Source organism: Algoriphagus sanaruensis (genome assembly GCF_001593605.1).
Classification (GTDB): Bacteria; Bacteroidota; Bacteroidia; order Cytophagales; family Cyclobacteriaceae; genus Algoriphagus; species Algoriphagus sanaruensis.
In genome coordinates, this window is the sequence record NZ_CP012836.1 from 294,551 (window position 1) to 319,500 (window position 24,950).

Consider the following 24,950-nt stretch of genomic DNA (forward strand, 5'->3'; position numbering starts at 1 on the left):
CATGTCTAAAAATACCAAACCAACTCTCCCTACTTGGGCCAGTACTGCTATTAAATACCTCTGGATTGCCTTTGGAGGTGGTTTAATTCTATTTATTCTTTTTGTTTGGGCAGTAAGCATCAATTTCTTAGGGCTCTTTGGCTCTCTTCCTGACTTTAAAGCTTTGGAAAATCCAGAAAGCGAATTGGCTTCAGAGCTTTATTCAGCAGATGGAGTCCTTCTAGGGGCCTATGCAAGAGAAAACCGAAGCCCCGTAGACTATGAAGACCTTTCTCCAAACTTGGTTCAAGCACTAATTGCCACAGAAGATGAACGCTTTGAAAGTCACTCAGGGATAGACCTTCAGGCCATGATCCGGGTTTTTGTTAAATCCATTCTCCTAGGACAAGATGCAGGAGGAGGCTCGACACTCAGTCAACAAACTGCTAAGAACTTGTTCAAAACAAGAACGGATGCCTCCCAGGGAATTCTAAGCACCATTCCTGGGTTACGCATACTGATTATTAAAACCAAAGAATGGATCGTTGCGACCCAATTGGAAAAGGCATATACCAAAAATGAAATCCTTACTCTTTATTTGAATACCTCAGAGTTTGGATCAAATGCTTACGGAATCAAAACAGCAGCCCGTACATTTTTCAATAAGACTCCTGCCGAACTCAATATTCAAGAAGCGGCAGTTTTGGTCGGCTTATTTAAAGCGCCTACCTACTACAGCCCGGTTTACAATCCAGAAAACTCACTGAGAAGACGGAACACCGTTTTGTACCAAATGGTCAAAAATGAAAAGTTAACAGGAGCGGATTTTGATTCCCTTTCCCAATTACCGATAGAACTTGACTATCGTGTTCAGAATCAAAACCAAGGTCTAGCCACTTACTTTAGAGAAATAGTCAAAGCTGATCTTATCAAATGGACAAAGGAAACATTAAAGTCCGATGGCTCTGCCTATGACTTGTTTGGTGATGGATTGAAAATATACGTCACGATAGATAGCCGTATGCAACGCTACGCAGAAGAGGCAGTTCAAGAACACATGTCTCAGCTTCAGAAGGCATTCTATAATGAGATGGGAAAAAGAGACCCTTGGATTGATGAAAATTGGCAGGTGATTCCAAATTTTATTGAAACCACTGTAAAACGAACTGAAGCCTATCGACTGTTGAAGCAGCGTTATGGTGACAAAACGGATTCTATTGACATCAAGCTCAATGAAAAGAAGAAAATGAAAATTTTCTCATGGGGAGGAGAAGTAGACACCTTGATGAGTACGATGGACTCGTTGAGGTATTACAAGAAATTCCTGCAGACTGGATTTATGAGTATGGATCCACATACTGGCCATATCAAAGCTTGGGTGGGTGGAATAGATCATAAATACTTCAAATTTGATCATGTCAAGCAAGGAAAACGACAGCCTGGTTCCACCTTCAAGCCGTTCGTATATGCAGCCGCAATTGAAAACGGATATAGCCCTTGCTACACCGTGGTAGATCAACCAGTAGAGGTCTATATTCCTGGCCAGCCTGCTTGGAGCCCTTCCAATGCAGATGGCAAATTTTCTTATGAGAAGATGACAATCAGGAAGGCTATGGCCCAATCTATCAACTCAGTTACGGCTTATATGATGAAAAAATTAAGTCCTAAGATAGTGATTGAAACCGCCAGAAGATTGGGAATTACGAGTGATTTGGAAGAAGTTCCTTCGCTAGCATTAGGAGTAAATGATGTGTCCGTGTTTGAGATGGTTGGTGCATTCGGAACCTTTGTAAATAAAGGTGAACATACCACACCTTATTACATAGACCGAATTGAGGATAAAAACGGAAATGTCATTCAACAATTTACTCCCAGAAAAAAACCCGCCATGAGCGAAGAACATGCCTATCTAATGACATATATGCTTCGGGGAGGATTTGAGGAAGAAGATGGAACAAGTCGAGGTGTGGCGTGGACAATACGTGAAGGCAATGAACTCGGAGGTAAAACTGGAACGACGCAAAATGCCTCCGACGGATGGTATATGGGAATTAGCAAAGATCTTGTTTCAGGCGCATGGGTTGGAGGCGATGACAGGGCTATTCACTTTAGAAGTTGGACTGCCGGCCAAGGTGGACGAACAGCACGTCCTATTTGGGTGAAATACATGGAAAAAGTTTATGCTGATCCTTCCCTAGGATATACAAAAGGTCCATTCCCTCGACCAGAGAGACCATTAAGTATTGAGATTGATTGTGATAAATATGAGCAGGAAAGTCAACGATTTGCAGATTTTGACTACGATGCTAAAAAGAACGATTTTTGAGACATCTTAAAAACAACCCTACTGGGCTGTTTTTTTTACCTCCAATAATTTCTTGACTAATCAGGAACATCAGTTGAAGTTTAACTTAGGATTCCCTCATTTTTCCAAAGAATCAACCTAAATAAAGTCCCTTCAAAGGGTGAATTTTCTAATTTTGAAGAATGCAATCCTCCTCATTTTTACCCGAAGATCACCTTTCATTACCTGACCACCCAGGAGTATACAAATACTACAATGATGAAAATGAATTGATCTATGTAGGAAAAGCAAAAAGTTTAAAAAAACGAGTAAGTAGCTACTTCAATAAAAACACAGGAGTAAATCTAAAAACAAGAAGAATGGTGAAGGAAATCCAACGGATTGAGATCACCTTGGTGGATTCAGAGCTTGATGCTCTTTTGTTAGAAAATAACTTAATCAAAAAAACTCAGCCTAAATACAACATCCTACTCAGAGATGATAAAACCTATCCTTATTTATTGATCACCAAGGAGAACTTTCCAAGAATTTTTCCGACTAGAAAACTCATCCCCAAACGAGGGACATATTTTGGACCTTTTGCCTCTGTAAAAGCCATGAATAATGTATTGGACTTGATCAGAGAACTCTTTACAATTCGAACATGTAAACTTGATTTATCACCCTACCGAATTGATGAAGGTAAATACAAGGTTTGCCTCGAATATCATATTGGAAATTGTCAAGCTCCATGTGTGGGATACCAACGCGAATCAGCCTATTTGAAAGATTTAGAACATGCAACACATATTCTGAAAGGAAACCTAGGCTTAGCAAAAACTTACTTTAAGCAAGAGATGCAAACCTTTGCTGAAAACTTAGAGTTCGAAAAGGCTCAACGCATGAAAGAAAAACTTGATCTCTTAGAAAAGTATCAAGCTAAATCGTTGATCGCTAGTCCAAGTATTGCTAATCACGATGTCTGTACCATTGTTTCAGATGAAAAAACAGCCTTTGTAAATTATTTGAGGGTCAAAAATGGAGCAATGATTACCTCCAAAAATGTAGAATTAAAGAAAAGATTAGACGAAAGCGAAGAAGAGCTGTTACTGACAGCATTGATTCGTCTTCAAGATCAATTTCAAAGCGATGCAGAGGAAGTACTGGTAAACATTGAATTGGAAAATCCGATTGAAGGGCTAAACATCAATGTTCCAAAAATTGGAGATAAAAAGAAGCTAATCGAACTGTCCTTAAAAAATGCCTTGTATTACAAAAAGGAAAAAGCATTACTGCAGGGATTGAATCAGGATAAAAAGGATCGAGTAATTCGTCAACTTCAACAAGATTTAAGTTTAACAGAAATCCCAGACCATATCGAATGCTTTGACAATTCAAATATTCAAGGAACAAGTCCTGTTGCAAGTATGGTTTGTTTTTTAAATGGTAAACCAGCAAACAAAGAGTACAGACACTTTCATATCAAAACTGTTGAGGGTCCTAATGACTTTGCAAGTATGAAAGAAATTGTAGGAAGACGATATAAACGAATGATAGAGGAGGGTAAACCATTCCCAAAATTAGTGGTCATCGATGGAGGAAAAGGTCAGCTATCATCTGCAGTCGAAGCTCTTCATGAACTAGGGATATATGGTAGAATGCCGATAATTGGGATAGCTAAACGATTAGAAGAAATTTATTTCCCAGGTGACTCCTATCCAATCCACATTGATAAAAAATCGGAAAGTCTCAAATTACTTCAACGAATCCGAGATGAAGCACACCGATTTGCCATTACTTTTCATCGTAAAGTCAGAAGTAAAAATGCCTTCGGAACACAATTGACCTCAATACCAGGAATCGGTGAAAATACCGCAGACAGATTATTGAAGCACTTTAAATCAGTAAAAAAAATAAGTGAAGCCACAGAGGAACAGCTAGCTGAAATAATCGGTTTGAATAGAGCAAAAATTCTAATTGAATGGAAAGAAAAAAATAAAGGGGCTTAAAGCCCCTTTTATTTTACCACTCCCAGAGAGAGTTTTCGAATTCTAATAATTTGTATTCAAAAGCAAGCGAATTGATGTAAGCCTGCATCTCTGGATCCGGATGATCCGCGTTCACCATATCAGCAATTAAAGCTTCATCAGGATTTGTAAACCTTCTTACAACGCTTCTAAATAATCTTGATTCAAAAGCTTCATCATAAGTCAAGCTCTTTGATATATTTTGAAAATTAAGCCATCGAGCACTTGGATGATATTTGAAATAATTCACAAAATCTTTGTATCGAATAAATCCTATCGTTTTTTGACCTGCGTTAGCATTTGTAACTGAAGGCATAACCAACTCGACAAATTTAATATCAAAAACTAGGTCAGAATGGTGACGGTCAAATACGAAATCTTCTTTGAAATCAAGATAATAAAGCTGCTTCACGAAAATGGAATCGCCATTTGCTGAAAGCCAGAAATTCTCTTGGAATTCGGCAATAGAAAGAGGCTGGGTGAAATTCTCATCACGAAAAACCTCTAAGGCATTTTCGTCGACTACAGCCTTATAGATGTTGTTTATAATTCCATTTGACTTATTGTCTCCAGAACCATACAATGAAAGATTGTACTTTTCCCGGAGATCAATTCTTCTCCAAACCGAAATCTGATACATTTTATCATCATCCCGAATTCGCTTATTTGAGAAAATGGTATCCATTGAAAATTGCCTATCTCCAAAACCCGAAGGGTTTACACTGGTAGCAACTTGAGCCTGTGACTGGAATACTATCCCAGATACAAGTGCAATGGCTAAAAGAAGAAATTGAGAAAATCTTTTCATAAGTAAGGTATTTAAACCGAACACCTATTATTTGATAGGAATTCGGATAATTTCTCTCTGCTCAGAGTTAATCTTATTACCTCTGAAATTGGTTCTTGTTACTTGAGTAACTCTAACTACAATATCATCCCCAGGTCTTGCACTTTCAAGTAAGGATCTCATTCCTGAACCAATTGGAACTGTAGCGCGAGGAACTTCACTTCTTAGAAGAATTAGTTCACCACCAGTTACTTCAAAGTTTGCATCCTTGGACATGGTTCTTGCGAAAGTAGGCTCTGGCTTTGCTACTACCTTAATGCCGCTTAGAACATTCACTGGTTGAGCTTGGCTAAGATCGATTTCGGAACCATTTGATCCAACAACTCGAATAGTTGGAGCAGGAACTGGTTTGATATCAAAATCAACACTTCCGATTTTATTTCCTCCACTGCTTACACCAATGTTAACTTTTCCAGATGCTCCAGGAATAACGGTAACTTGGCCCGGTTTATTACCTTTGATCGATTGACCGTTAGAAATTGCGAATTCAGGTGAATAAGTATTTCCCAAAGCAGGTACTTCAATCAACAATTCGTTAGCACAATCAGCATACAATTGCTGAACAACTTCAGATGAAACTTTAATAATAGGCTGTGCAACAAAGTATTCATATTCTACTGGAATAACTTGGTCCTCACCACCAACATTGGTCACGATTTGACCTTTAAGAACTTGTCTAGCAAGGCCTTTGTCATCATATGAGCTTGCAGGAGGAACTGTAAATTCAACTTTACCAAATCCATCCTCAACAGGAACGTTACCTCTACCATCTAATGTCATGGTAGGAGAAGCTGAAGATGAAGCAGAAGCTATGAACATATCAGCCTCAAATTTGGTCCCAGCTGCTACAACGTTTGACTTAGCTGCAATTTGACCTTTTAGAATATCTGCCTTAAAGTAAAAAGAGCCGATTGAATTAGTAATTGCTGTCAATGCTTCACTTTCAATATTCAAAACTTCATTTTGGAATTGCGAAAGCAAGGCGATAACTGCCCCAACTGGTGATTTTACAAAGTTTAGGTTAGTAAAAGACTTAGCTCTAGCCTCGGTGTCATTGGCGAAAATCTCAATATCTTTAGCGTCCAAAGCGATTGGTTTGAATGTAATTCCAGTTAAGCCAATCTTCTCCAAAATTTGAGAAACTTGAACTGGGTAAGCATTCAACTTTTCTTTCATCTCATCCCCTTTGCCATTATTGGCAAACATGTTTCCAGGGATTTCAGTGTTTTTCAAGGCTGAGTTAACGAATGCCCCTTCCTCATTTTTAGCATTCGATTGGGTAATCAACTCTTGTTTAAGGTCTTCTATGTAAGCATAAATTTCCTTAGTAGCTGTTCTTACTTCTTGAGCAGCACTAACCTTAGGCACATCTCGAGGATTGTTTCCTTGCTCCTCAACGGTGCTTTTAATATTGGTTACTACAAACTCATTCTTAGTAATAAAATTCCTAGAAGTACGCTCCATTCCATCATTGATAAGAATGAATTTTTGAAGGATCTGGTTACTTACCTGAAGTGCTAACAAAGCTGTTAGTACTAAGTACATCATCCCGATCATCCTCTGTCTTGGTGTCTCTTTTGCTCCTGCCATCTTTATGGTTTATTTAGCTTAGATGTTAGAGAATAGATTAACCCTTCATGGCAGAAAGCATTCCGCCATAAATTTTATTTAGTGAGCTTACATTTTGATTAAGCTTAGCTAATTCATTTTTAAATGCTTCTGTTTCTTTTCCAGCCTCTGTAATTCCGGCCATCGCAGAAGACATGCTATTATAGAATTTGTTAAGAGTCTTCACATGGCTATTAGCATCTTGAAGCTCCATTTCATACACAGCATTTAAAGCAGATAGATTTTTGGTTACTGTTTGAATCTGGGTGTGATATGCTTTAGCATCTTGAGAAGCAGATGACATCTCAGTCAATGCAGCAGCGGTTTTGCCATAAGAAACATTCATATCAGCCAAAGTTTTTGCAGCTGACTTCACATTAGAAGCATATTCGTTGGTAGCTACCGCTGCATCAGCCAAATTGCCCATTTTCTCAGCAGAAGTAGCCAAATTTTGCATTCCTTTTCCTAGGCTTTCGATCAATTCAGGACCAATTTTAGCCTTAGAAAGCATGTCATCAAGTTTTGCACTAACATCATCACCTTTAGATTTTTTGGCAGGAGCACCTTCTGCTAGTTCTGGGTAAATTTTACTCCAATCCATTTCCTCATGGCGAGGCTCAAATGAGGATAAGAAGAAGATGATTGCTTCAGTAGTAAGCCCGACACCGATCATCAAGGTAGCACCTGTCCAGTCCAAAATCTTGAACATGGCTCCAAGAATTACTACTGATGCACCAATGCCGTAAATTTTGGGCATTACGTTGGAATAAAAGAAATTGCCTTTGCTAGCCATTGTAAATTGTAAAATTAAAGGTTGAGGTTTTTAAAGTGATTTTGTTAATTATCTTCTAGTTCTTTTGGTTGATTTTACATCCATAGATCCTGATCTACCGATGAAAGTCATAGCAGTTCTGAATCCTATGTGAGCTTGTGCTACATCTTGGTATTCGTAGGTTCTTGTAGATGTTTCTAAGTAGTGAGCGATGTCTTTCCAACTTCCGCCTCTAACAATTTTCCTAGGCTCATTTGGATCATCATATACTGGATCTAAATCCCAAGTATCTACTCTAGCTGTAGCTTTGTAGGCATCCATAACCCACTCTGCAACATTTCCTGACATATTATATAGTCCGAAACCATTTGGTGCAAAAACGTCTACAGGTGCAGTGTACGCAAATCCATCATCGATGTAATTACCTCTACCAGGTTTGAAGTTGGCCATAAGGCAACCTCTCTTGTTTTTAAGATAAGGACCCCCCCAAGGATATTTTGCAACGTCTTTTCCACCCTTAGCAGCATATTCCCATTCAGCCTCTGAAGGCAATCGAAATGCTGGAACATCAAAATCAGACTCATCATTTGCTCTTAGATGATAGGTTCTCCACTCACAGTATTTTTGAGCTTGTTCCCAAGAAATACCTACAACTGGATAATCATCAAACGCCGGATGGTCAAAATAAAATTCCATCAAAGGATCTCCATAATGATATGAGAAACTTTTTGACCAGACTGTAGTATCCGGTCTTAATTCATCAAAATTAAAAGTAGGAGGATCTTTCAAAGTAGTTGGTGTACCCGTAGCTAACTCTCCACCCTTTACTGCTTCCAAAAACTGTCTGTATTTATTATTGGACACTTCATACTTGTCCATAAAAAACTCAGATATAGTAATTTGCTTATTCATTGAAGATTGGGTGTAAGCAATATCTTCATCTGATTGACCCATCCAAAACGTACCCGCTTTTACAGGAACCATATCAATTGGAAGATTCTGTTGCCAACTTGCTCTTTTTGCAACACCGGTTACTTCACCCCTTCTATTGGCTTTATCACTCGCCGTACCCTTCTTGCTGAAAAGTCCGCATCCCGGTAAAAGTGTCGCTATAGTAAGCCCGAGAGTGATGGGCATCAAGCGGAGTTTCATTTTTTTATACATAAATGACATTTTTTTATCATTCAAAATTTTTCAAGTTAAAAACAGTCTTATTTGGCGAAATTTAGACGTTTTCAAGCCAATTATGCAAATAACTTGCCAATTTTAAACCCTTTTGTAAACCAATCGTACTATACTCTTTTTTTCGAAATAATATTTGGAACAATTCTTTAAAACCTAAATCTTGGTGTTCGTTGAATTACACGTTCTACAGCTTTTGGATTTCCATTTCCAAGTGTATATCTGAGTAATAATTCATGAGAAGAACCAGACTTAGCATTTAATCCTGAGGTCACCAAATCAAATGCATATCCTAATCGCAACGAATTATCTTTTAATAAACTATAGCCAATTATTAAGGAGGCAGATTCTTGAAGGCGATAAGCTAGACCTGCGTTGATCCGATTTTGATGTGTAGCCATAACGCTCAAATCGTAAGAAAAATTATTGAATCCAACACTTTTTACAAGAAGGCTTGGCTCAATTCTCAGTTGACCAATAGGACGGATTCTATATCCAAATAACAAATAAGTGTGATTTTGAAGTTGATTGGCGTAAGTGCCATCTCCAAAATCAAAAGAAGGCTGGTTAAGATGCTTACTGCTCAACCCCAAAAAATAATCGCCTCTATCAATCAAAACTCCGATTCCAAAATCAAGCGCCAATTGGTTTTCTTTTCCCGAATTTGGAAGATTGGGCTCTGGATTTACAACAATTATTTCTCCGTAGTCCAAACTACTAGATGCTACTCCACCGTAGGCACCTACACTTAGATTTACTCTTCCAATTTTTTTATCGTAACTCCCTTGAAGGTTAAACTGTAAATTATTCGTGGCTCCAATGTTATCATTAATAAGCACGAATCCATATCCGATATTTTTTTCACTTAGCCTTCCTTGACCAGTGAAAAGCTGGGTAACTGGAGCGCCTCCTTGGCCAGTTGTTGGGGTATATCCTGACCATTGGGAACGGTGTAATGCAGAAAACCGAAATCCATCCTCTTTGCCTACCAAGGCAGGATTGTAAAACATGCCATTATACATGTATTGGGTGAACTGCGGATCTTGTTGCCCGTAAACTGCCCCAGTTATAAAAAGGAAACATAGGACATGTCCAATTTTTCGGAAAAAATTATTGAGCATGGATTCAGTCATTTTCTATGGTCATTACTACCAGACAAACTAGTGTAGGAATTTTAACTGAAAAACCACAGAAAATGATTCCGGGATTTACAAATTATTCGCCTTTTTGATATAAAGTTCCAAGGCACCGGTCATACTAGGGGCATTGGGCATTGGAGCTTCAATATCCAAAATCAAATCCAGATCTCGTACAGCTTGAGCTGTGGTCGGTCCGAATGCTGCAATTCTAGTATTTCCTTGAACAAAATCAGGAAAATTTTGCTTCAAAGATTTGATTCCAGACGGACTGAAAAATGCTAATATATCATACTTAACATCTGCAAGGTCTGATAGATCTGCAGCCACTGTATGATAAATTATAGCCTCCGTGAAAGAAATTCCATGCTTTTCAAAGAATCCAGGAATATCGTCTTTTCTGATATCCGAACATGGAAATAAATACTTTTCGTTTTTATGCTTTTTGAAATAGTCGAAAAGATCTTCCGCAGTCTTTTGACCTACAAAAAGTTTTCTTTTTCTAATGACAATATATTTCTGCAAGTAATGAGCCGTTTGATCTGAAATACAAAAATATTTCATCTCTGCTGGCATCTCGATTTTAAACTCTTTACAAATCGCAAAGAAGTGATCAATTGCATTCCTGCTGGTAAAAATGACAGCCGTATGCTTCAGAATATCAATTTTCTGCTTGCGGAATTCCTTTGGTGGAACAGGCTCTACTTTTATAAACTGTCGAAAATCAATCTTCAACTTATACTTTTCAGCCAACTGCAAATAAGGGGAGTTGGCGTCTGTAGGCTTTGGTTGGGAAACTAGGATACTTTTTACGGGCTTAAGGCGATCTTTTTGAGCAACACTCATGCTAGTTCTTCCAGTTTATTTTCAAAAACTTCACTGAATCATCATCACTATCCATTTTGATAAAATCAAAAACGGTACAAATTCAGCAATGCAAAGGTAAATAAATAAATGATATTTCTTAAAACTCAACCGGTTCATCATAATCAAAGACAAGCCCAAAATGCCAAGCAGGTAAAACCAAAAAAAGAATTGGAACAAGAAAGTTAAAACAGACCCCAATTCATTAAAATCATTGATTAAATAATAAGAAGCTACCAAAAGGACTATCGTGACACCAAAAACAATCAATCGCAAAAGGTAGAAATAATGTGAAAAATCACTCTTACCAAGTTCGAACAAATATCCCGCAAATCGGACACCTATAAATTTTAAAATAAAAAACAGAAAGACTAAAACTACCCCAATAACCCAAAGGATTAACAAAGAAAAAAAGTCTCCTTTTGTCCAATTCATAACCCAATTGGTCTCAACAGATAAAGCTACTACCCCAACCTGGGAAATCATCATGCTGACTAAGAGAACATAGAATAGTATATCTGGAGAAAAGAACTTTTGCAAACTCCCCGTATCAGAAAAATCTTCTGCATTGATCAATGCCACCGGCTGAATTAGAATCGAAAATAAGTAGGGATAGGCTAATCGATATACTGCTAAAAACATTACGATCAATACAAACACAACTACAAAAAAATCTTTCAATGGTAAAATTGATGTTCGAGCGATCATCATTTCCTGTGCTTTCTCTGTTGTATCAACCTGTTTTGACTCGAAAACCACTTTTTTCAATCCAACAGAATTTGGAGTAACTTGAGAATGGGTTACAGTAAATAGTACAGAGTCCTTTTTGGACAAACGCCAAACTTCCTCTACAGGCCAATGCAATACTGTATCCGTTGGAAATAATTCGATGAGCTTCCCATCTACGAATAAAGTCGCTTGACTAGGCAAGGTCAATTCAAATTGTGATTTGGGAAAATCTCTCACATTGACCAAAACTTCCAATTGGTCATTATTCTCCCACCAAGCAGCCTCTTTGGCGGGCCTCCATTTCGAATCATAATTTTCCAAGACCTGACCGAAACCATTTGTCAAAAGGCCAAGACTCAAAAAAATCAAAAGACTCAAAATTTTATGCATCGATCGGGATCTAGAATCTGGCCAAATATCCAAAATGAACTCGGGAATAGGTAATTGAAAGCGGCTGGGATGCAGACTTCCCCATCGCCAATACAAAACTGAACATTCCTCCTGGAGTGTCCAAATTTATTCCAGCTCCAAGAGAAAGGACTTGATCCGTTTTCGGATTTGCGAAAGGATTAGTGATGATCCCTGCATCAGTCAAAAAAACCAAATAGGAACTGGAATCAATAAATAGTCGATGTTCCAAGTTGATATATCCGTAAGATTTAGCGAAAAAGAAAGATTCATTAAACCCTCGGATGGTTTTTAAACCACCCAAACGGAATAATTCATTGGCAAATAGATTTGTATTCTGAAGGTGTCCAGCTGAAAAATTGACCCAAATCCCATAAAGTGGATTGATATAGAAATTACGTTCTCCTTTTCCTTCAATAAGCCATTGAGGACTGGACATTTCTAAATTTTCATATCGGTCTGGAGACAGCCCAGTATTTTCAAGCAAGCGCTTGTTACCCATCGAGGCATGAACTTCAATACGACCTCCTTTTCTGGAAAATGACCCAGGCTCCAATTTATCCCATTTCCAACCTATCCCATAGGTATTCCAGCGATAATCAAGGAAGTCATTGAATTCGGATTGGGTGCCATTATTTGGAATTGAGATTAAATCCCCTGCTTTTCTTTGGGTAAAAAAACTTATGGATTGGCCCGAAGCGATTTCAAGGCTAAAATTTAGGTCTAGTTTTCTATTGACAAACGTACTATCCTGTTTGAACAAATTGAACCCAAACTCTAATTCTAATGGTGATCCCAGAAGATAGCTTTCTTTCGCACTGAGATCCAAGGATTGAGATTGGACGTTTAGTTTTTGCCAATTAATCCCAAAATCTCTTCCCTTACCTCCCAAATGAGCAAGCCTCAAATCAAGTTGGCCAGTTACCAGCATTTTTCCAGGTTGGTTGGCATTGGGAAGAAAGCCGACGATTCCATCAAAAACATTTACCCGTCGATCTTTTAAGAAAAAAACAGGTACGGCTTGCCTTGTTCTAAATTGAATTTCTGGATTATTCTGAATTTGAACGTAGGGATTGCTTGACAACCTTCTCACAGCTTGATCAAATTCAGCTTGAGAAAATGGACCTCCCAGCGTAATTTTTGAAAATCGTTGCAGGTAATTTTTATCAGTTTTGGTGTCCCCTCTTACTTCCACACTATCCCAAATGATCAAAGGTCCAAGTTGAAGTTCAATTTTCCCCGATAAGCTTTGTCCCTTGACTTGGATACTATCTATTTTTCCTGAAGCAAATGGGTACCCATTTTTCTCTTGTTCAATAAGCCAATTTTCAACCCATTGGTAAGGACCCTCATAGTCATGAGATGGAGTTCCGAGTTTTCCCCAGTTGGCACTATCACCTTTAATAAGGATAGATTCCCAGGAAAATCTGTCTCCTTGGACAAATTCATAGATTAAAGTATCTCCATTACTTTTTTTAAAAAATCCAGCATTTAGAAATCCCTGAGAATGGCTTTCTCTGATCAGTGACTCAATCTTTTGATCCAAAGAATCCTTAGAAAAAAAATGGACAGATTGTGCTTCCTTTTCATTTCCTTTTGAGGTCAATTGATAGACAAGTTGCCCGTTGGCTGAGCCGCAATACAGCAGGCAGAAGGCTACTATCCAGTAAACAACTCGGTTCAAGGCGATAAGGAATGGTTATATTCGCAAGTTAATCGAAATCCCTTGGCAGGTATCTACATCCATATTCCATTTTGCAGACAGGCATGTCATTATTGTGACTTTCATTTTTCTACTAAACTCGACAAGGTCCAGTCGATGGTGGATGCAATTTGTGTTGAAATCTCTCTGAGAAAAAACTACCTGAAAAATGAGCCTGTTGAAACCCTCTATTTTGGCGGCGGGACCCCTTCTCTACTCACCAAGGATCAATTGACTCAAATTATAGAAAATATCAAATCCAATTTTGCTAGTCAATGGGCTGAAGTCACTTTAGAGGCAAACCCTGATGACTTGACAGAGGCCAAGCTTGAATATTGGAAAGAGTTAGGAATTGACCGACTTAGCCTTGGCATTCAAAGTTTCCATACAGAAGTACTTTCATTTTATAATCGACTTCATACCGCGGAGGAAGCTAAATCAGCAATTTCAAGAGCACGGAAAATCGGATTTGAAAAATTCTCGATCGATTTGATTTACGGTTTTCCTTGGTCAGATCATTCACTTTGGCAAGCCGACCTACAGGAGGCAATTTCCCAAAACCCAGGACATATTTCAGCCTATGCACTGACAGTAGAAGACAAAACTGCCCTTGGAAATTGGACTAGGAAAGGGAAGTTTAACCCTGCTAATGAGGATTTTGTAGCGGAGCAATTTGAATGGATGCAACAAACGCTAGAGAATGCTGGATATGTTCAATACGAGGTTTCGAACTTTGGGAAACCTGGACAATTTGGACTTCACAATTCAAATTACTGGAAAGGAATCCCCTATCTAGGAATTGGGCCAAGTGCACATTCCTTTGATGGGATCTCTAGAGGAGCAAATCCCGCATCCAATCCCATATACTTGCGACAAATAGCATCTGGTAAGTCCCCATTTATTGCTGAAATACTCTCTAGAGAAGAGTCAGTAAATGAATACATCCTAACTGGACTGAGAACACAATGGGGAATCTCAACCACCCAAATAAAAGCTGCATGGGGTGTTGATTTAACTTTAATAAAGGAGAAAGAAATTAGGAATTTGATATCCCAAGGATGGCTAATTCAACGGGATAATACCCTAACTTTGACTAAAAGAGGCCTTCTCTTAGCAGATAGCATTTCCGCTATGCTTTTTATTTAAATCAATTATGCCCTACGATCCGTCTTCCTATCGAAAAAAAGAAGCTGCTCCATTGGAGTCAGCATTTAAGGAATTGCTGAAGGCTTATCGTTTGGAGGATAAGTTTTTGGAAAAACAATTAATTAGCTCTTGGGGCGAAATAGTAGGGAATACCATCGCTTCCCGCACTGAATCAGTTTTTATTAAGGATAAAAAGTTGATGGTAAAAGTCACCTCCGGGCCAATCAAAAAAGAACTCCAGATGAATCGTTCTAAAGTGATGGGGTTGATTGAAGAGAAAGTCGGAAAGGGAATCGTTCATGATTTGGTGATTTTATAATCTGAATTGACAATTTTTAACGATCAAGCCTTCACCAAAACGAAGCTATTGGGCTAAGAATAATTCACTTTGCGTATACTTGCGTAACAAAACGAATGCTCAAGCTCCCACAAATCCATATAGGTAAACTCAGCCTTTTGCTCTCCATCTTGGTATGGCTGGCTTTGCTATTTGTGGATTTAGTGAGACTTTTTGGATTGCTGAATGAATTGGATTCTGGCATTGCCCCGGAGATTACCTGGATTCTAGAAATTCTATTTTTCTTCACCCTTTATGGATTTTATTCCTACTCCATAAGCAAAAATTCCCAAAATGATTTTTTAAACCTTATTTGGAGAGCTGCAAGTACCGGCATTTTTGCTGCCACGGTGGCTCTTCTGATTGATGGCCTGTATTTCTTATTTGGGGAAAGTAAGTTGGCTTCTGAGCCATTTCTGAAAAACTTCTTTTATCACATCAATTTTGCGCTGATTTCAATCTTTCTGATTTCTTCAGCGCTTCTTTGGAAACACCTCATACTTTATCAAAAAAATAAACGTGTTGTTCAGCAATGGCAAGCCTTCGAATTTGCCATGCTATTTGCGATGTTTTTTATTTTTTTCAATAAAAACCAATTCGATTACAGCTTCATTTTTGGCCTAGTTATCCTGACCATCATTTCGATTTGGCTCAGTGGGAATCTGAAATGGATTCCTTATTTGAATTTCAAGGAGAAGTGGAAATCCCTGCTCTTCCTTTTCTTCATTTTGATCAGTGCAGCCATTTTATTCAGAAAACTAGTAGGGTATGGGGGTGATCAGGAGTTCTTGGTAAACCTAACAGATAACCTCTTTTTGCTTGCGCTTTTTGGATTTGTCTTTATTTATACCTTTTTCAGTTTTTTAGTCACACTATTCAACTTGCCCACTTCCTCAGTTTTTGAACAAAAACTGACCGAGGCCATCAATCTGCAGCGACTTAGCCAGTCCATCCAACCCGAAGAAAGTGAAGAACAGGTGCTTGATATCCTAATGGATTCATGCATGAGTGCTTCTTACTCTGACGGAGCATGGATCGAATCTCAAACTAGCAAAGGTGAATCTGGCTTCTCCCAAGAGCGATTTTTGGAGAAAGAAAACAAAGAGGAAATTTCAACTCTGATCAAATCTCTAAAAACGGCCAATACTTGGGCATCAGAAACCAAACCCGATTTATTGGAACCGCTGGCTCTTAAAATTGACCACCCTAGGTTTTCATCCATTTTGATTGTCCCATTGGTGATCAATAAATCTGTAATCGGGAGAATGGTATTATGCAAAGAGGTCAAAGACGGGTTCAATAAAGAGATGATAAACATCATCAGCACGTTTACCCGTCAGGCCTGTATCGCTGTTGAGAATCACCGTCTTCTAAACCAAGCCATCCAAAACGAACGGTATCAGGAAGAATTGAAAATTGCTCAGCGAGTCCAAAAAGCTTTGCTTCCGATTCGACTCGACCATCATGATAGTTTTGAGATTTGCGCTTATTCAAATACCGCAGATGAAGTAGGCGGAGACTATTACGATACCTTCCAACTAGACGAAAACCGATTTGTGCTGATCATTGGTGACGTATCAGGAAAAGGTACCTCGGCAGCCTTTCATATGTCCCAAATGAAAGGAGTTTTTCATAGTCTCATTCAGTTGAATCTAAGCCCTGCTCAATTTATGATTCGAGCTAATGCCGCATTGGGTAAATGCCTTGCTCGGAATCATTTTATCACAGCATCCATCTTTATCATTGATATTCAAGCAAGGAAAATTTGCCATTCTCGGGCTGGGCACGTCCCAACGTTAATTTATCATGCTGCTGATAAAAGTTCTGAATACTTGCTCTTTGATGGACTGGGTTTGGGAATTTTAAGAAACAAGCAATACGAAAATCACGTTCAGGAGAGAACCTTGGCTTATGAGAACGGAGACATTATGGTCTTGATCACAGATGGAATTGTGGAAGCTAAAAATCCAAAAGGAGATCAATTTGGATTCGAACGAATCAGAAGCTTAGTGGAAATTCACCACCAACTCGACGCAAAACAACTTCAAACCACACTGATCGACGCCTTACATCACTTCGTAGGAGGTGGCGGGATGATCGATGATGATTATTCGATGATGGTGGTCAAATTCAATGGATCATCCAGCCCGAAAAAATAAACAGTACTTATGTTAACACTGGAAAAATTAGCAGAAAACGGACACCACTTTCTCAAAATAAAGGGTGAAATAGATGCCAGCAACTCTGTCATATTAGATGAAGCTATCCAAGAACTTATCCAGGATGGAGCTGTCTCAATTTTGGTGGATGGCACGGGCTTGGAATATATCTCTTCGGCAGGATTGGGTGTATTTATGTCTTACTTGGAAGACTTTATGGATCAGGGAATTTCATTAAAGCTATACGGCCTTTCACCTAAAGTATTTGAAGTGTTTAAAATATTGGGATTAGATCAGTTGATCCCCATTTTTCCAGACTTGAATTCAGTCTTTTCCTCGTGAAATGAAAAGTAGATTAGATCTTTCTTGCCAAACCTCAGCCTTGTCAGATCTGAGAAATTTTCTCCAGCAAAGTCTGGAAGAGATTTCTCTTTCTGACATTCAAAAACACCAAGTTACCTTGGCTGTGGAAGAAGTGTGTGCCAATCTGATCATTCACTCCCACCAATGCAACCCCAACAATCTTATCCATCTGGAAATAAATCATACATCTGACCGAATAATTTTTGAAATTTCAGATGATGGAGAGGCCTTTAATCTCAATGAATATCAAACTCCAGACCTGAAAGAGGTCATGACAGAAAAGCGTAAAGGTGGTTTAGGCATTATTTTGGTTAAAAAAATTATGGACCAGATCGAGTTTGAAACCAAGGGGGGTACCAATACTTGTAGACTGGTCAAATGGTTCCGCTCCTAATTTTGGTTAAAACCTTCTACCCTAAGGCTTAATCCTTGAAATCCTGTTAATTTTGTAAACTTGCATTCTAAATTGAATTGTACTTTGATGAATTTCCGAAATCCTTCGGCTTTCACCGCTTTTATACTTCTCGCTGCTTGGGGGATGTTTGCCCCGCTGAGGAGTTATTCTCAAGATGCCTCAGAAGTAATTTTTACTTTGGGAGGTCAACCCGTTGAAAAAGACGAACTCGTTTATCTTCTTTCCAAAGGCCAAATAACTGGCATCTCAGGGGTTAGCCGTGAAGAATTTGAAGAAAACCTGGAGCTTTTTATCAACTTCAAGCTGAAAGTGAAGGAGGCCGAATCCTTAGGGCTTGACCAAGGAGAGGAATTTGAGCGTGAATTTGAATCTTTCAAAGAATCGTTAATCGCTCCATTCTTGATCAAAAACTCTTTGGAGGAAGGGGAGCTGAGAAAAGCTTATGCTAGAATGCAGGAAATTGTACGCGCCAGTCACGTTCTCCTTCAATTTCCCCCAAATGCAAGTTCGGAGGATAGCCTAATCGTTCTGAAAATGGCTCTCAAAATCAAAAGCGAAATTGAAAATGGCGGAAATATCAATGAGCTTGCCCTGCAATATTCAGACGACCCATCTGCCAAAACTAATAAAGGGGACTTAGGATATTTTACAAGCCTTCAAATGGTGCAACCTTTTGAAGATGCTGCATTTATGCTTCAGTCTGGCCAAGTTTCTGATCCCGTTTTGACTAATTATGGTTACCATATCATCCAGGTTAGGGATAGAAAAGCCAATCCAGGTCAAGTTCGAGTTTCGCATATCTTGGTTCGATTTGATCCAATGGACTCTGTTCAAGAATTGAATGCGCGGAGAAAAATCTCAGACATTTATACAGAGATACAGAAGGAAAGTACGATTTGGGAGGAGATTGTCAATAACTTTTCCGAAGACCTAGGTACCAAAGAAAATGGAGGATTGCTTCCATGGTTTGGGGTAGGAAATATGATTCCTGAATTTGAGATGGCTGCTTTCAGCCTAACAGAAATTGGAGAGGTTTCCCCTCCAATTCGCACCCAATACGGCTATCATATTCTAAGATTGGAAGGCAAAAGACCGATTGAGTCATTTGAGGAAATGGAAGAAAGTATTCGGTCCCGAATTTTAAGAGACTCAAGATCAAAAATGATTCAATCTCAAGTGGAAGCCATTCAAAAAGCTAGATACGGGTTTGAAGAACAAGAGGCGACTGTGGCCGAATTGGCGAATACCCTAAATTCAGTACCCAAAAGCCAATTTGCTGATATAGCTGCACAGCGAAACTGGACCAAAACTCCCCTATTCACCTTGAGCGGAAAGACTTACGACTTTTCAAGATTCTTAGATTTCGTCCAAAATCAAGAACTAATCATTAGGGGAAGTGCGGGAGCATTCGATTTTTGGTATGGAAAATTCGTTTCCGAATCTCTCTCTACCACAGAAGAACAAGACTTAGAAAAAAACAACAAAGAGTATAAAATGCTCTTGAAGGAATATCGAGATGGAATTCTCCTCTTTTCTCTCATGAATCAGGAAGTGTGGCAGCGCGGGATTTCAGACTCCTTGGGACAAGTAGAGTTTTTTAGAAAAAACATTGAAAACTACCAGTGGAATAATCGAGTGCAAGCTTACATTATTCGAGTATTGGACAAAACTCAACTGGAATCCTCCAGAAAAATGCTGGAAAATAGTGGATATAATCCTTTGGTGATCGAGAATTTTGAATCTCAACTTAAAGCCAATCATCCACTTGCATTTCAAACGGAATCAGGGATCATCGAATATGAAACCCACCCAGTCCTCTCTAAGGCTGATCTGTCTAAATCCTACCAAGAAATTCAGATTGACGGTAATTCCTTTCAAATCCTACTTGGAGAAAAATATCCTGCTGGGCCTAGGAAATTTGAGGAATCAAGAGGTTTGGTGATTCGTGATTACCAAGAATATTTAGATCAAAATTTGACCTCCACCTTAAAAAGAAAATATCCTGTGCAGGTCAACGCTAACGTAAAAGAAGAAGCGTTTTTGTCCATCAACCGATAATTGATCCGGATAAAACGCCTAATTAATCCTTTAATAGAAACTATGAAATTGCTCACCCGACTTATCCCAATTGTTCTGTTTTCAAGTTTGGCAGGACTTGCATTTGCGCAAGAAAGCCAACCTACAGGACAAGTATTGGATAAGATTGTAGCCAAAGTTGACAATAATATTCTCTTGGAATCAGATGTGCAAAGGACCTACATTGAAGCTATTGGAGCTTCCCAACAAGGGATGCCAGCTCCGACTCGCTGTCAGGTTTTCGAGAGCCTTTTGATCAATAAACTCATGGTTGCCAAGGCGGAAATTGATTCCGTTACTGTGACCGAAGCAGAAGTAGAATTGCAAGTTGACAACCGATTTAATCAAGTCTTGATGCAAATCGGTGGTGATGAAAATATGTTGGTGGAATTATACGGCAAATCTGCCGACCAGCTAAAATCAGAAATTGAAGAAGTTGTCCGTGAGCAGATGATCGTAGATCGGATGCGACGAAAAATTGTAGAGGGTGTTACAGTTTCACCGGCCGATGTTCGTTCCTTTTTCAATAGCATTCCTAGAGATTCCTTGCCTCTATTTACATCCGAGGCTACTGTGGGGCAAATCGTAAGAAAACCTGAAGCAAACCCTGAAGTTAGGAATCAAATTATCGCTCAACTCAAAAAGTTTAAAGAAGATATTCTGGCAGGAAAAGCTGACTTTGCGGATTTGGCCAAACGATATTCAGAAGATCCAGGCTCCGGTGCGCAAGGCGGGGATTTGGGATTTTTTCGTCGCGGGGAACTTGCTCCAGAGTATGAATCTACTGCTCTTGGACTGAAGCCAGGCGAAATCAGTGATCCTGTAGAAACTCAATTTGGGTACCACATGATTCAGCTCTTGGAAATCAGAGGCGGATCGTTCAATACTCGACATATCCTAAGGATTCCAAGTCCAACAGAAGAAGATATCAAAAAATCAGAACGATATCTAGATTCGCTTCGAGATCAAATTTTGGAAAAGAAAATAGACTTTGCCAAGGCAGCCAAGGAGTATTCTCAAGATCGATCTACTTCTGACAATGGAGGCTTTTTCGTAGACCCTTCTAATAATTCCAACAGACTATCCCTTCGTACGCTCGAAGATCCAGTATTATATTTTACGATCGACACGATGAAAGTGGGAGACATTACTCATCCCATTCGATTTGAAGATCCTAGAGAAGGAACAAAAGTTCGAATCCTCTATTATCAAGCCAAATACCCAGCTCATCGAGCCAACCTCAATGATGATTATGAAAAAATGAAGGCTGCTGCGCTCAAAAGAAAAGAGGATGAAATATTGAGCAGATGGTTTGAAACTGCCAAAGAGGATGTTTTTATCGACATTGATCCTACCTATGATCGATGCAATGTGCTCCAAAAATGATAACTGACCTAAACAACAAAGCCCTGAAAAATTTCAGGGCTTTGTTGTTTGTGAGATTATTTTGATCCCAAGAGGGCCTTAATTGCAAATCCAAGCTGTCGAACACTCTCCTCCAAAAAGCCCTTAGATTCTTTTATCCGTGGCTCAAACTCTTCTTTTTTCTCTTGGAATTCTCGCTCTAAAATCTGCTTAGCCTTTTTCAGTTCGTCTTCTAGCGTTGTCTTTTTTGATCTCAAGTCACTGATTTTCCGCTCTAGATCTACTTTAACTTCTGCACCTGCTTCCGCCCCTTTTTTGACTAATTCCTCAATCTTTTCTCCTATTTCTTTGAGGAGTAGTTCGATTTCACGAGTAGATGATTTTTGCTCTTCCATGATTTTCAGGTTGATGGAATCGACAAGATACTAAAAATGAGCTTGCAGCTAGGCTGAAACGCCAACGGCTTTCATTCCAAGGACTCTGAAGTTTGAGTTTGTTTTTCAAAGAGCTCTGCGTAAACCCCTTTCTGAGCCATAAGAGTCTCATGATTTCCACGCTCAATGATTTTTCCGTCATCCAACACAATAATGTGATCAGCCAGCTTGGCGGAAGAAACCCGATGCGATATAATGATCGAGGTTCTATTTTCCATGATTCGTTTTAAGGCGGTTAAAATTGCGTTTTCTGTTTTTGTATCCACTGCCGACAAACAGTCATCAAGGATCAGGATTTTGGGTTCTTTAGCAATTGCCCTTGCAATCGAAACACGCTGCTTTTGTCCTCCAGAAAGTGTAATCCCACGCTCACCGAGCATGGTTTCAAATCCTTTAGGGAAATCTATGATGTTCGTATAGACATCTGCATCTTTAGCTGCTTTTTCGATCAAGTCTCGGTCAGGATGATCAAGTCCAAATGCAATATTATTTGCGATGGTATCAGAGAATAAAAAAACATCCTGAGGCACAAACCCGATCTGTCTTCGAATGCTGGAAATATCATAGGACTTGATGTCGATGCCATCTATTTGGATCGTCCCAGCATTTGGATCATACATTCTCATCAGGAGGTTGGCAATAGTAGACTTCCCAGAACCGGTCGTCCCGATAATCCCTAAAGTCTCCCCTGCTTTAATTTTGAATGAAATCTGATCCAAGGCTTTTATTCCTGAGTCAGGGTAGATAAAAGTCAAATCCTCCACAGCAATTTCTCCATGGATTTCTTGATCGAGGTTATCTTGACTAAGCAAGTCGTTTTTCTCATCCAAAAACTCGTTGATTCGGACCTGAGAGGCTGCGGCTCGCTGGACAATACTAGTCACCCAACCCAAGGAAGTCACAGGCCAAGTCAGGATATTGACGTAGAGAATAAATTCCGCAATTACCCCATATCCAATTTCTCCCTCAATGACTTGGATGCCACCTACATAAACGGTGATGATGGTGGAAATTCCAACCAAGGCCATGATCAATGGGAAAAAGAGCGCATTTACTTTAGTTAGTTGGATGGATTTATGCTTATACTCTTCACTGGCTTTGGCAAATTCTCGGGCCGAATCCTCCTCCCGAACAAAGGCCTTCAGAACTCGAATCCCTGAAAAAGCTTCCTGCACATACGTACTCAGCGTCGACAAACTTTTTTGAATTCGCTCTGATCGTTCATTGATCAGATTATTGACAAAATAAATACTGACAGAAAGTATCGGTAAAGGTAAAAGCGAATACAAAGTCAATTCAGCATTGACAGAAACCATATAAAAAATTACCAATGGAAATAGGATGAGGAGGTTTAGTCCATACATGATGGCGGGCCCTAAATACATCCTAACTCTACTGACATCTTCAGAAATTCGGGCCATCAAATCCCCTGTGCTATTCTTCCGATAAAAGCTTAAAGGCAACTCCTGATAATGTTCAAAAATATCATTCTTCAAATCATACTCCACACGCCTGGACATGATGATGATCGTCTGCCGTATTAGGAAAAGGAAAAAGCCTCTTAATAAGGCCATGATTAAGATCAAAACCCCAAATACCAATACGTAATCGAGGAAATTTTCCCGGGCAATTTCTCCCAATCCCCCTCGCTCTAAAGGCCTGTAAAGCGAAAAACTCTCAACCACATAATCTATGGCTATTCGGACGAGTTGGGCAGGGATAATTACGAATATGTTTGAAATGATAGTAAATACTACTCCCAAGAGCAGCAAACCCTTGTATTTGTAGAGGTATTTATTTAATCTCCAAAGAGGCTTCACCAAATAAAAGATTTAAAATTAAAGTATTGCTTATAGAAACTTTCGAAGTGATTACTTTGAAGGCTGATAAAAGTATTTAATTTTGTATCAGCCTTTTTCGAAGGGAAAGACCCAAATATAACACATTCTAAAAAGCGAAGTTCACATGTTAGAGATTAATGCGACCGAAACGGTGCAAGAAGGATCAATCTTCGGACAAATCACCACCATGGATCATGAGCAGCTCGTGATCTGCCACGACCAAGCAACAGGCCTCAAAGCCCTAATTGGAATTCACAACACAGTCCTCGGTCCTGCTTTGGGTGGTACCCGCATGTGGCCTTACGCCACTGAACAGGAAGCGATCACTGATGTCTTACGACTTTCTAGAGGCATGACCTTTAAGAATGCACTTGCCGGACTTAATCTAGGTGGTGGCAAGGCTGTGATTATTGGAGATCCAAAACTTAAGAATGAAGCATTTTTAAGAAGATTTGGACGTTTTGTAGAAAGTGTTGGCGGAAGATATGTGACGGCTGAAGACGTAAACATGAAGACTTCTGACATGGAGTATATCGCCATGGAAACTCGTCACGTGACAGGCCTACCTCAAATCAAAGGTGGCGCAGGTGATCCATCTCCAGTCACTGCCTTTGGTGTGTACATGGGGATGAAAGCTGCTGCCAAAAAAGCCTTTGGTTCTGACTCGCTTCAAAAAAAGAAAATTGCCGTGCAAGGTGTGGGACAGGTTGGAAAATACTTGATCGACTATTTAGTCAAAGAAGGCGCTGAAATCATGATTACAGACATCTTTGAGGATAAATTAAAAGCCATTGCCAAGGAAACTGGAGCAACTGTGGTTGATCCAAATGTGATTTATGATCTTCCGATGGATATTTATGCTCCTTGCGCGCTAGGAGCTACTATCAACGATCAGACCATTGACCGATTGAAATGTAAAGTGATCGCTGGAGGAGCAAATAATCAGTTGAAAGACGAAGCCAAACATGGTAAAATCCTTATGGAAAAAGGCATCATTTACGCCCCCGATTTCCTCATCAATGCAGGTGGAGTAATCAATGTAGGTGCTGAATACTACGGAGATTATCACAAGGATTTGGTTTTCGCACAAACTGAAAAAATCTATGATACCTGTATGAGCATCTTGGACAAATCCGAAAAAGAAAATATTCCAGCTCAACAAGCTGCTATTGAAGCTGCAAAAGCTAGAATAGAAGCCATAGGACGAGTAAAACTGCCTTTCTAAGCTTCAATTCACGAATTAGAAAACCACCGAAATAGACGTTCGGTGGTTTTT

General features: G+C 39.3%; 20 protein-coding genes. 10 read left to right on the forward strand and 10 right to left on the reverse strand.

Translation table 11 applies throughout. From position 1 onward, the window contains the following. Position 1 precedes the first annotated feature (1 nt). Together AO498_RS01400 and uvrC are read left to right on the forward strand one after the other, a co-directional pair. Entirely contained in the window at positions 2-2,305 is a 2,304-nt protein-coding gene (locus AO498_RS01400) for a penicillin-binding protein 1A (protein ID WP_067542699.1), read from the forward strand. Between the two features lie 161 nt (positions 2,306-2,466). Further along, positions 2,467-4,272 carry an excinuclease ABC subunit UvrC gene (gene uvrC / locus AO498_RS01405; protein WP_067542702.1) on the forward strand — a complete coding sequence of 602 codons (1,806 nt, stop codon included), beginning with the start codon at positions 2,467-2,469 and terminating at the stop codon, positions 4,270-4,272. Positions 4,273-4,285: 13 nt separating this feature from the next. Here the strand turns inward: uvrC and porN are convergent, their stop codons facing one another. From porN to AO498_RS01445, 8 genes are all read right to left on the reverse strand, one after another. Beyond that, positions 4,286-5,098: a type IX secretion system ring subunit PorN/GldN gene (porN, locus tag AO498_RS01410; RefSeq protein ID WP_067542704.1), complete on the reverse strand. Its 813-nt coding sequence runs from the start codon at positions 5,096-5,098 to the stop codon at positions 4,286-4,288. A 27-nt stretch (positions 5,099-5,125) separates the two neighbouring features. Continuing rightward, entirely contained in the window at positions 5,126-6,727 is a 1,602-nt protein-coding gene (porM, locus tag AO498_RS01415; RefSeq protein ID WP_067542707.1) for a type IX secretion system motor protein PorM/GldM, read from the reverse strand. 37 nt (positions 6,728-6,764) lie between these two features. After that, positions 6,765-7,538, reverse strand: coding sequence for a type IX secretion system motor protein PorL/GldL (porL, locus tag AO498_RS01420; RefSeq protein WP_067542710.1), 774 nt, complete (start codon positions 7,536-7,538; stop codon positions 6,765-6,767). A 48-nt stretch (positions 7,539-7,586) separates the two neighbouring features. Then, positions 7,587-8,681: a T9SS ring complex lipoprotein PorK/GldK gene (porK, locus tag AO498_RS01425; protein WP_067542713.1), complete on the reverse strand. Its 1,095-nt coding sequence runs from the start codon at positions 8,679-8,681 to the stop codon at positions 7,587-7,589. Positions 8,682-8,848: 167 nt separating this feature from the next. Next, positions 8,849-9,820, reverse strand: a complete 972-nt coding sequence (locus AO498_RS01430) for a PorP/SprF family type IX secretion system membrane protein (protein WP_067550182.1) — start codon at positions 9,818-9,820, stop codon at positions 8,849-8,851. 87 nt (positions 9,821-9,907) lie between these two features. After that, the gene (locus AO498_RS01435; RefSeq protein ID WP_067542716.1) at positions 9,908-10,681 is read right to left on the reverse strand and encodes a uroporphyrinogen-III synthase; all 774 of its coding nucleotides are present in this window, start codon (positions 10,679-10,681) and stop codon (positions 9,908-9,910) included. 30 nt (positions 10,682-10,711) lie between these two features. Further along, positions 10,712-11,818, reverse strand: a complete 1,107-nt coding sequence (locus AO498_RS01440; RefSeq protein WP_067542719.1) for a DUF4271 domain-containing protein — start codon at positions 11,816-11,818, stop codon at positions 10,712-10,714. A gap of 10 nt (positions 11,819-11,828) precedes the next feature. Continuing rightward, positions 11,829-13,520: a POTRA domain-containing protein gene (locus AO498_RS01445; RefSeq protein ID WP_067542723.1), complete on the reverse strand. Its 1,692-nt coding sequence runs from the start codon at positions 13,518-13,520 to the stop codon at positions 11,829-11,831. A gap of 42 nt (positions 13,521-13,562) precedes the next feature. On the opposite strand from AO498_RS01445, the gene hemW reads away from it, so the two are divergent. The 7 genes from hemW to AO498_RS01480 all read left to right on the forward strand — a co-directional run bounded on the left by hemW (position 13,563) and on the right by AO498_RS01480 (position 21,420). Further along, positions 13,563-14,684 (forward strand): radical SAM family heme chaperone HemW, encoded by a 1,122-nt coding sequence (gene hemW / locus AO498_RS01450; protein ID WP_067542726.1) that lies wholly within the window; start codon positions 13,563-13,565, stop codon positions 14,682-14,684. Between the two features lie 7 nt (positions 14,685-14,691). Continuing rightward, positions 14,692-15,003, forward strand: a complete 312-nt coding sequence (locus tag AO498_RS01455) for a DciA family protein (protein ID WP_067542729.1) — start codon at positions 14,692-14,694, stop codon at positions 15,001-15,003. Positions 15,004-15,098: 95 nt separating this feature from the next. After that, entirely contained in the window at positions 15,099-17,180 is a 2,082-nt protein-coding gene (locus AO498_RS01460) for a SpoIIE family protein phosphatase (RefSeq protein ID WP_067542732.1), read from the forward strand. 9 nt (positions 17,181-17,189) lie between these two features. After that, a complete protein-coding gene (locus AO498_RS01465) occupies positions 17,190-17,522 on the forward strand; it encodes an STAS domain-containing protein (RefSeq protein ID WP_067542735.1) in 333 nt (110 codons plus the stop codon). Position 17,523: 1 nt separating this feature from the next. Continuing rightward, the gene (locus AO498_RS01470) at positions 17,524-17,937 is read left to right on the forward strand and encodes an ATP-binding protein (protein WP_067542738.1); all 414 of its coding nucleotides are present in this window, start codon (positions 17,524-17,526) and stop codon (positions 17,935-17,937) included. A gap of 87 nt (positions 17,938-18,024) precedes the next feature. Continuing rightward, complete coding sequence (locus AO498_RS01475) at positions 18,025-20,016, forward strand: peptidylprolyl isomerase (protein WP_067542742.1); 1,992 nt, start codon at positions 18,025-18,027, stop codon at positions 20,014-20,016. Between the two features lie 42 nt (positions 20,017-20,058). Then, on the forward strand, positions 20,059-21,420 hold the full coding sequence (locus AO498_RS01480) for a peptidylprolyl isomerase (RefSeq protein WP_067542745.1): 1,362 nt from the start codon (positions 20,059-20,061) through the stop codon (positions 21,418-21,420). 56 nt (positions 21,421-21,476) lie between these two features. Here the strand turns inward: AO498_RS01480 and AO498_RS01485 are convergent, their stop codons facing one another. Beyond that, positions 21,477-21,794, reverse strand: a complete 318-nt coding sequence (locus AO498_RS01485; protein ID WP_067542748.1) for a hypothetical protein — start codon at positions 21,792-21,794, stop codon at positions 21,477-21,479. 71 nt (positions 21,795-21,865) lie between these two features. Continuing rightward, positions 21,866-23,653, reverse strand: a complete 1,788-nt coding sequence (locus AO498_RS01490) for an ABC transporter ATP-binding protein (RefSeq protein WP_067550184.1) — start codon at positions 23,651-23,653, stop codon at positions 21,866-21,868. Between the two features lie 145 nt (positions 23,654-23,798). Between AO498_RS01490 and AO498_RS01495 the strand changes: the two genes are divergently transcribed. Continuing rightward, on the forward strand, positions 23,799-24,899 hold the full coding sequence (locus AO498_RS01495) for a Glu/Leu/Phe/Val dehydrogenase dimerization domain-containing protein (RefSeq protein WP_067542751.1): 1,101 nt from the start codon (positions 23,799-23,801) through the stop codon (positions 24,897-24,899). The last annotated feature ends 51 nt before the right edge of the window (positions 24,900-24,950 follow it).

Bases quoted from the DNA above. Each gene is read 5' to 3' on its own strand.
- AO498_RS01400 (WP_067542699.1), top strand. From the start codon at position 2: ATGTCTAAAAATACCAAACCAACTCTCCCTACTTGGGCCAGTACTGCT.
- uvrC (WP_067542702.1), top strand. From the start codon at position 2,467: ATGCAATCCTCCTCATTTTTACCCGAAGATCACCTTTCATTACCTGAC.
- porN (WP_067542704.1), bottom strand. From the start codon at position 5,098: ATGAAAAGATTTTCTCAATTTCTTCTTTTAGCCATTGCACTTGTATCT.
- porM (WP_067542707.1), bottom strand. From the start codon at position 6,727: ATGGCAGGAGCAAAAGAGACACCAAGACAGAGGATGATCGGGATGATG.
- porL (WP_067542710.1), bottom strand. From the start codon at position 7,538: ATGGCTAGCAAAGGCAATTTCTTTTATTCCAACGTAATGCCCAAAATT.
- porK (WP_067542713.1), bottom strand. From the start codon at position 8,681: ATGTATAAAAAAATGAAACTCCGCTTGATGCCCATCACTCTCGGGCTT.
- AO498_RS01430 (WP_067550182.1), bottom strand. From the start codon at position 9,820: ATGCTCAATAATTTTTTCCGAAAAATTGGACATGTCCTATGTTTCCTT.
- AO498_RS01435 (WP_067542716.1), bottom strand. From the start codon at position 10,681: ATGAGTGTTGCTCAAAAAGATCGCCTTAAGCCCGTAAAAAGTATCCTA.
- AO498_RS01440 (WP_067542719.1), bottom strand. From the start codon at position 11,818: ATGCATAAAATTTTGAGTCTTTTGATTTTTTTGAGTCTTGGCCTTTTG.
- AO498_RS01455 (WP_067542729.1), top strand. From the start codon at position 14,692: ATGCCCTACGATCCGTCTTCCTATCGAAAAAAAGAAGCTGCTCCATTG.
- AO498_RS01460 (WP_067542732.1), top strand. From the start codon at position 15,099: ATGCTCAAGCTCCCACAAATCCATATAGGTAAACTCAGCCTTTTGCTC.
- AO498_RS01465 (WP_067542735.1), top strand. From the start codon at position 17,190: ATGTTAACACTGGAAAAATTAGCAGAAAACGGACACCACTTTCTCAAA.
- AO498_RS01470 (WP_067542738.1), top strand. From the start codon at position 17,524: ATGAAAAGTAGATTAGATCTTTCTTGCCAAACCTCAGCCTTGTCAGAT.
- AO498_RS01475 (WP_067542742.1), top strand. From the start codon at position 18,025: ATGAATTTCCGAAATCCTTCGGCTTTCACCGCTTTTATACTTCTCGCT.
- AO498_RS01480 (WP_067542745.1), top strand. From the start codon at position 20,059: ATGAAATTGCTCACCCGACTTATCCCAATTGTTCTGTTTTCAAGTTTG.
- AO498_RS01485 (WP_067542748.1), bottom strand. From the start codon at position 21,794: ATGGAAGAGCAAAAATCATCTACTCGTGAAATCGAACTACTCCTCAAA.
- AO498_RS01495 (WP_067542751.1), top strand. From the start codon at position 23,799: ATGTTAGAGATTAATGCGACCGAAACGGTGCAAGAAGGATCAATCTTC.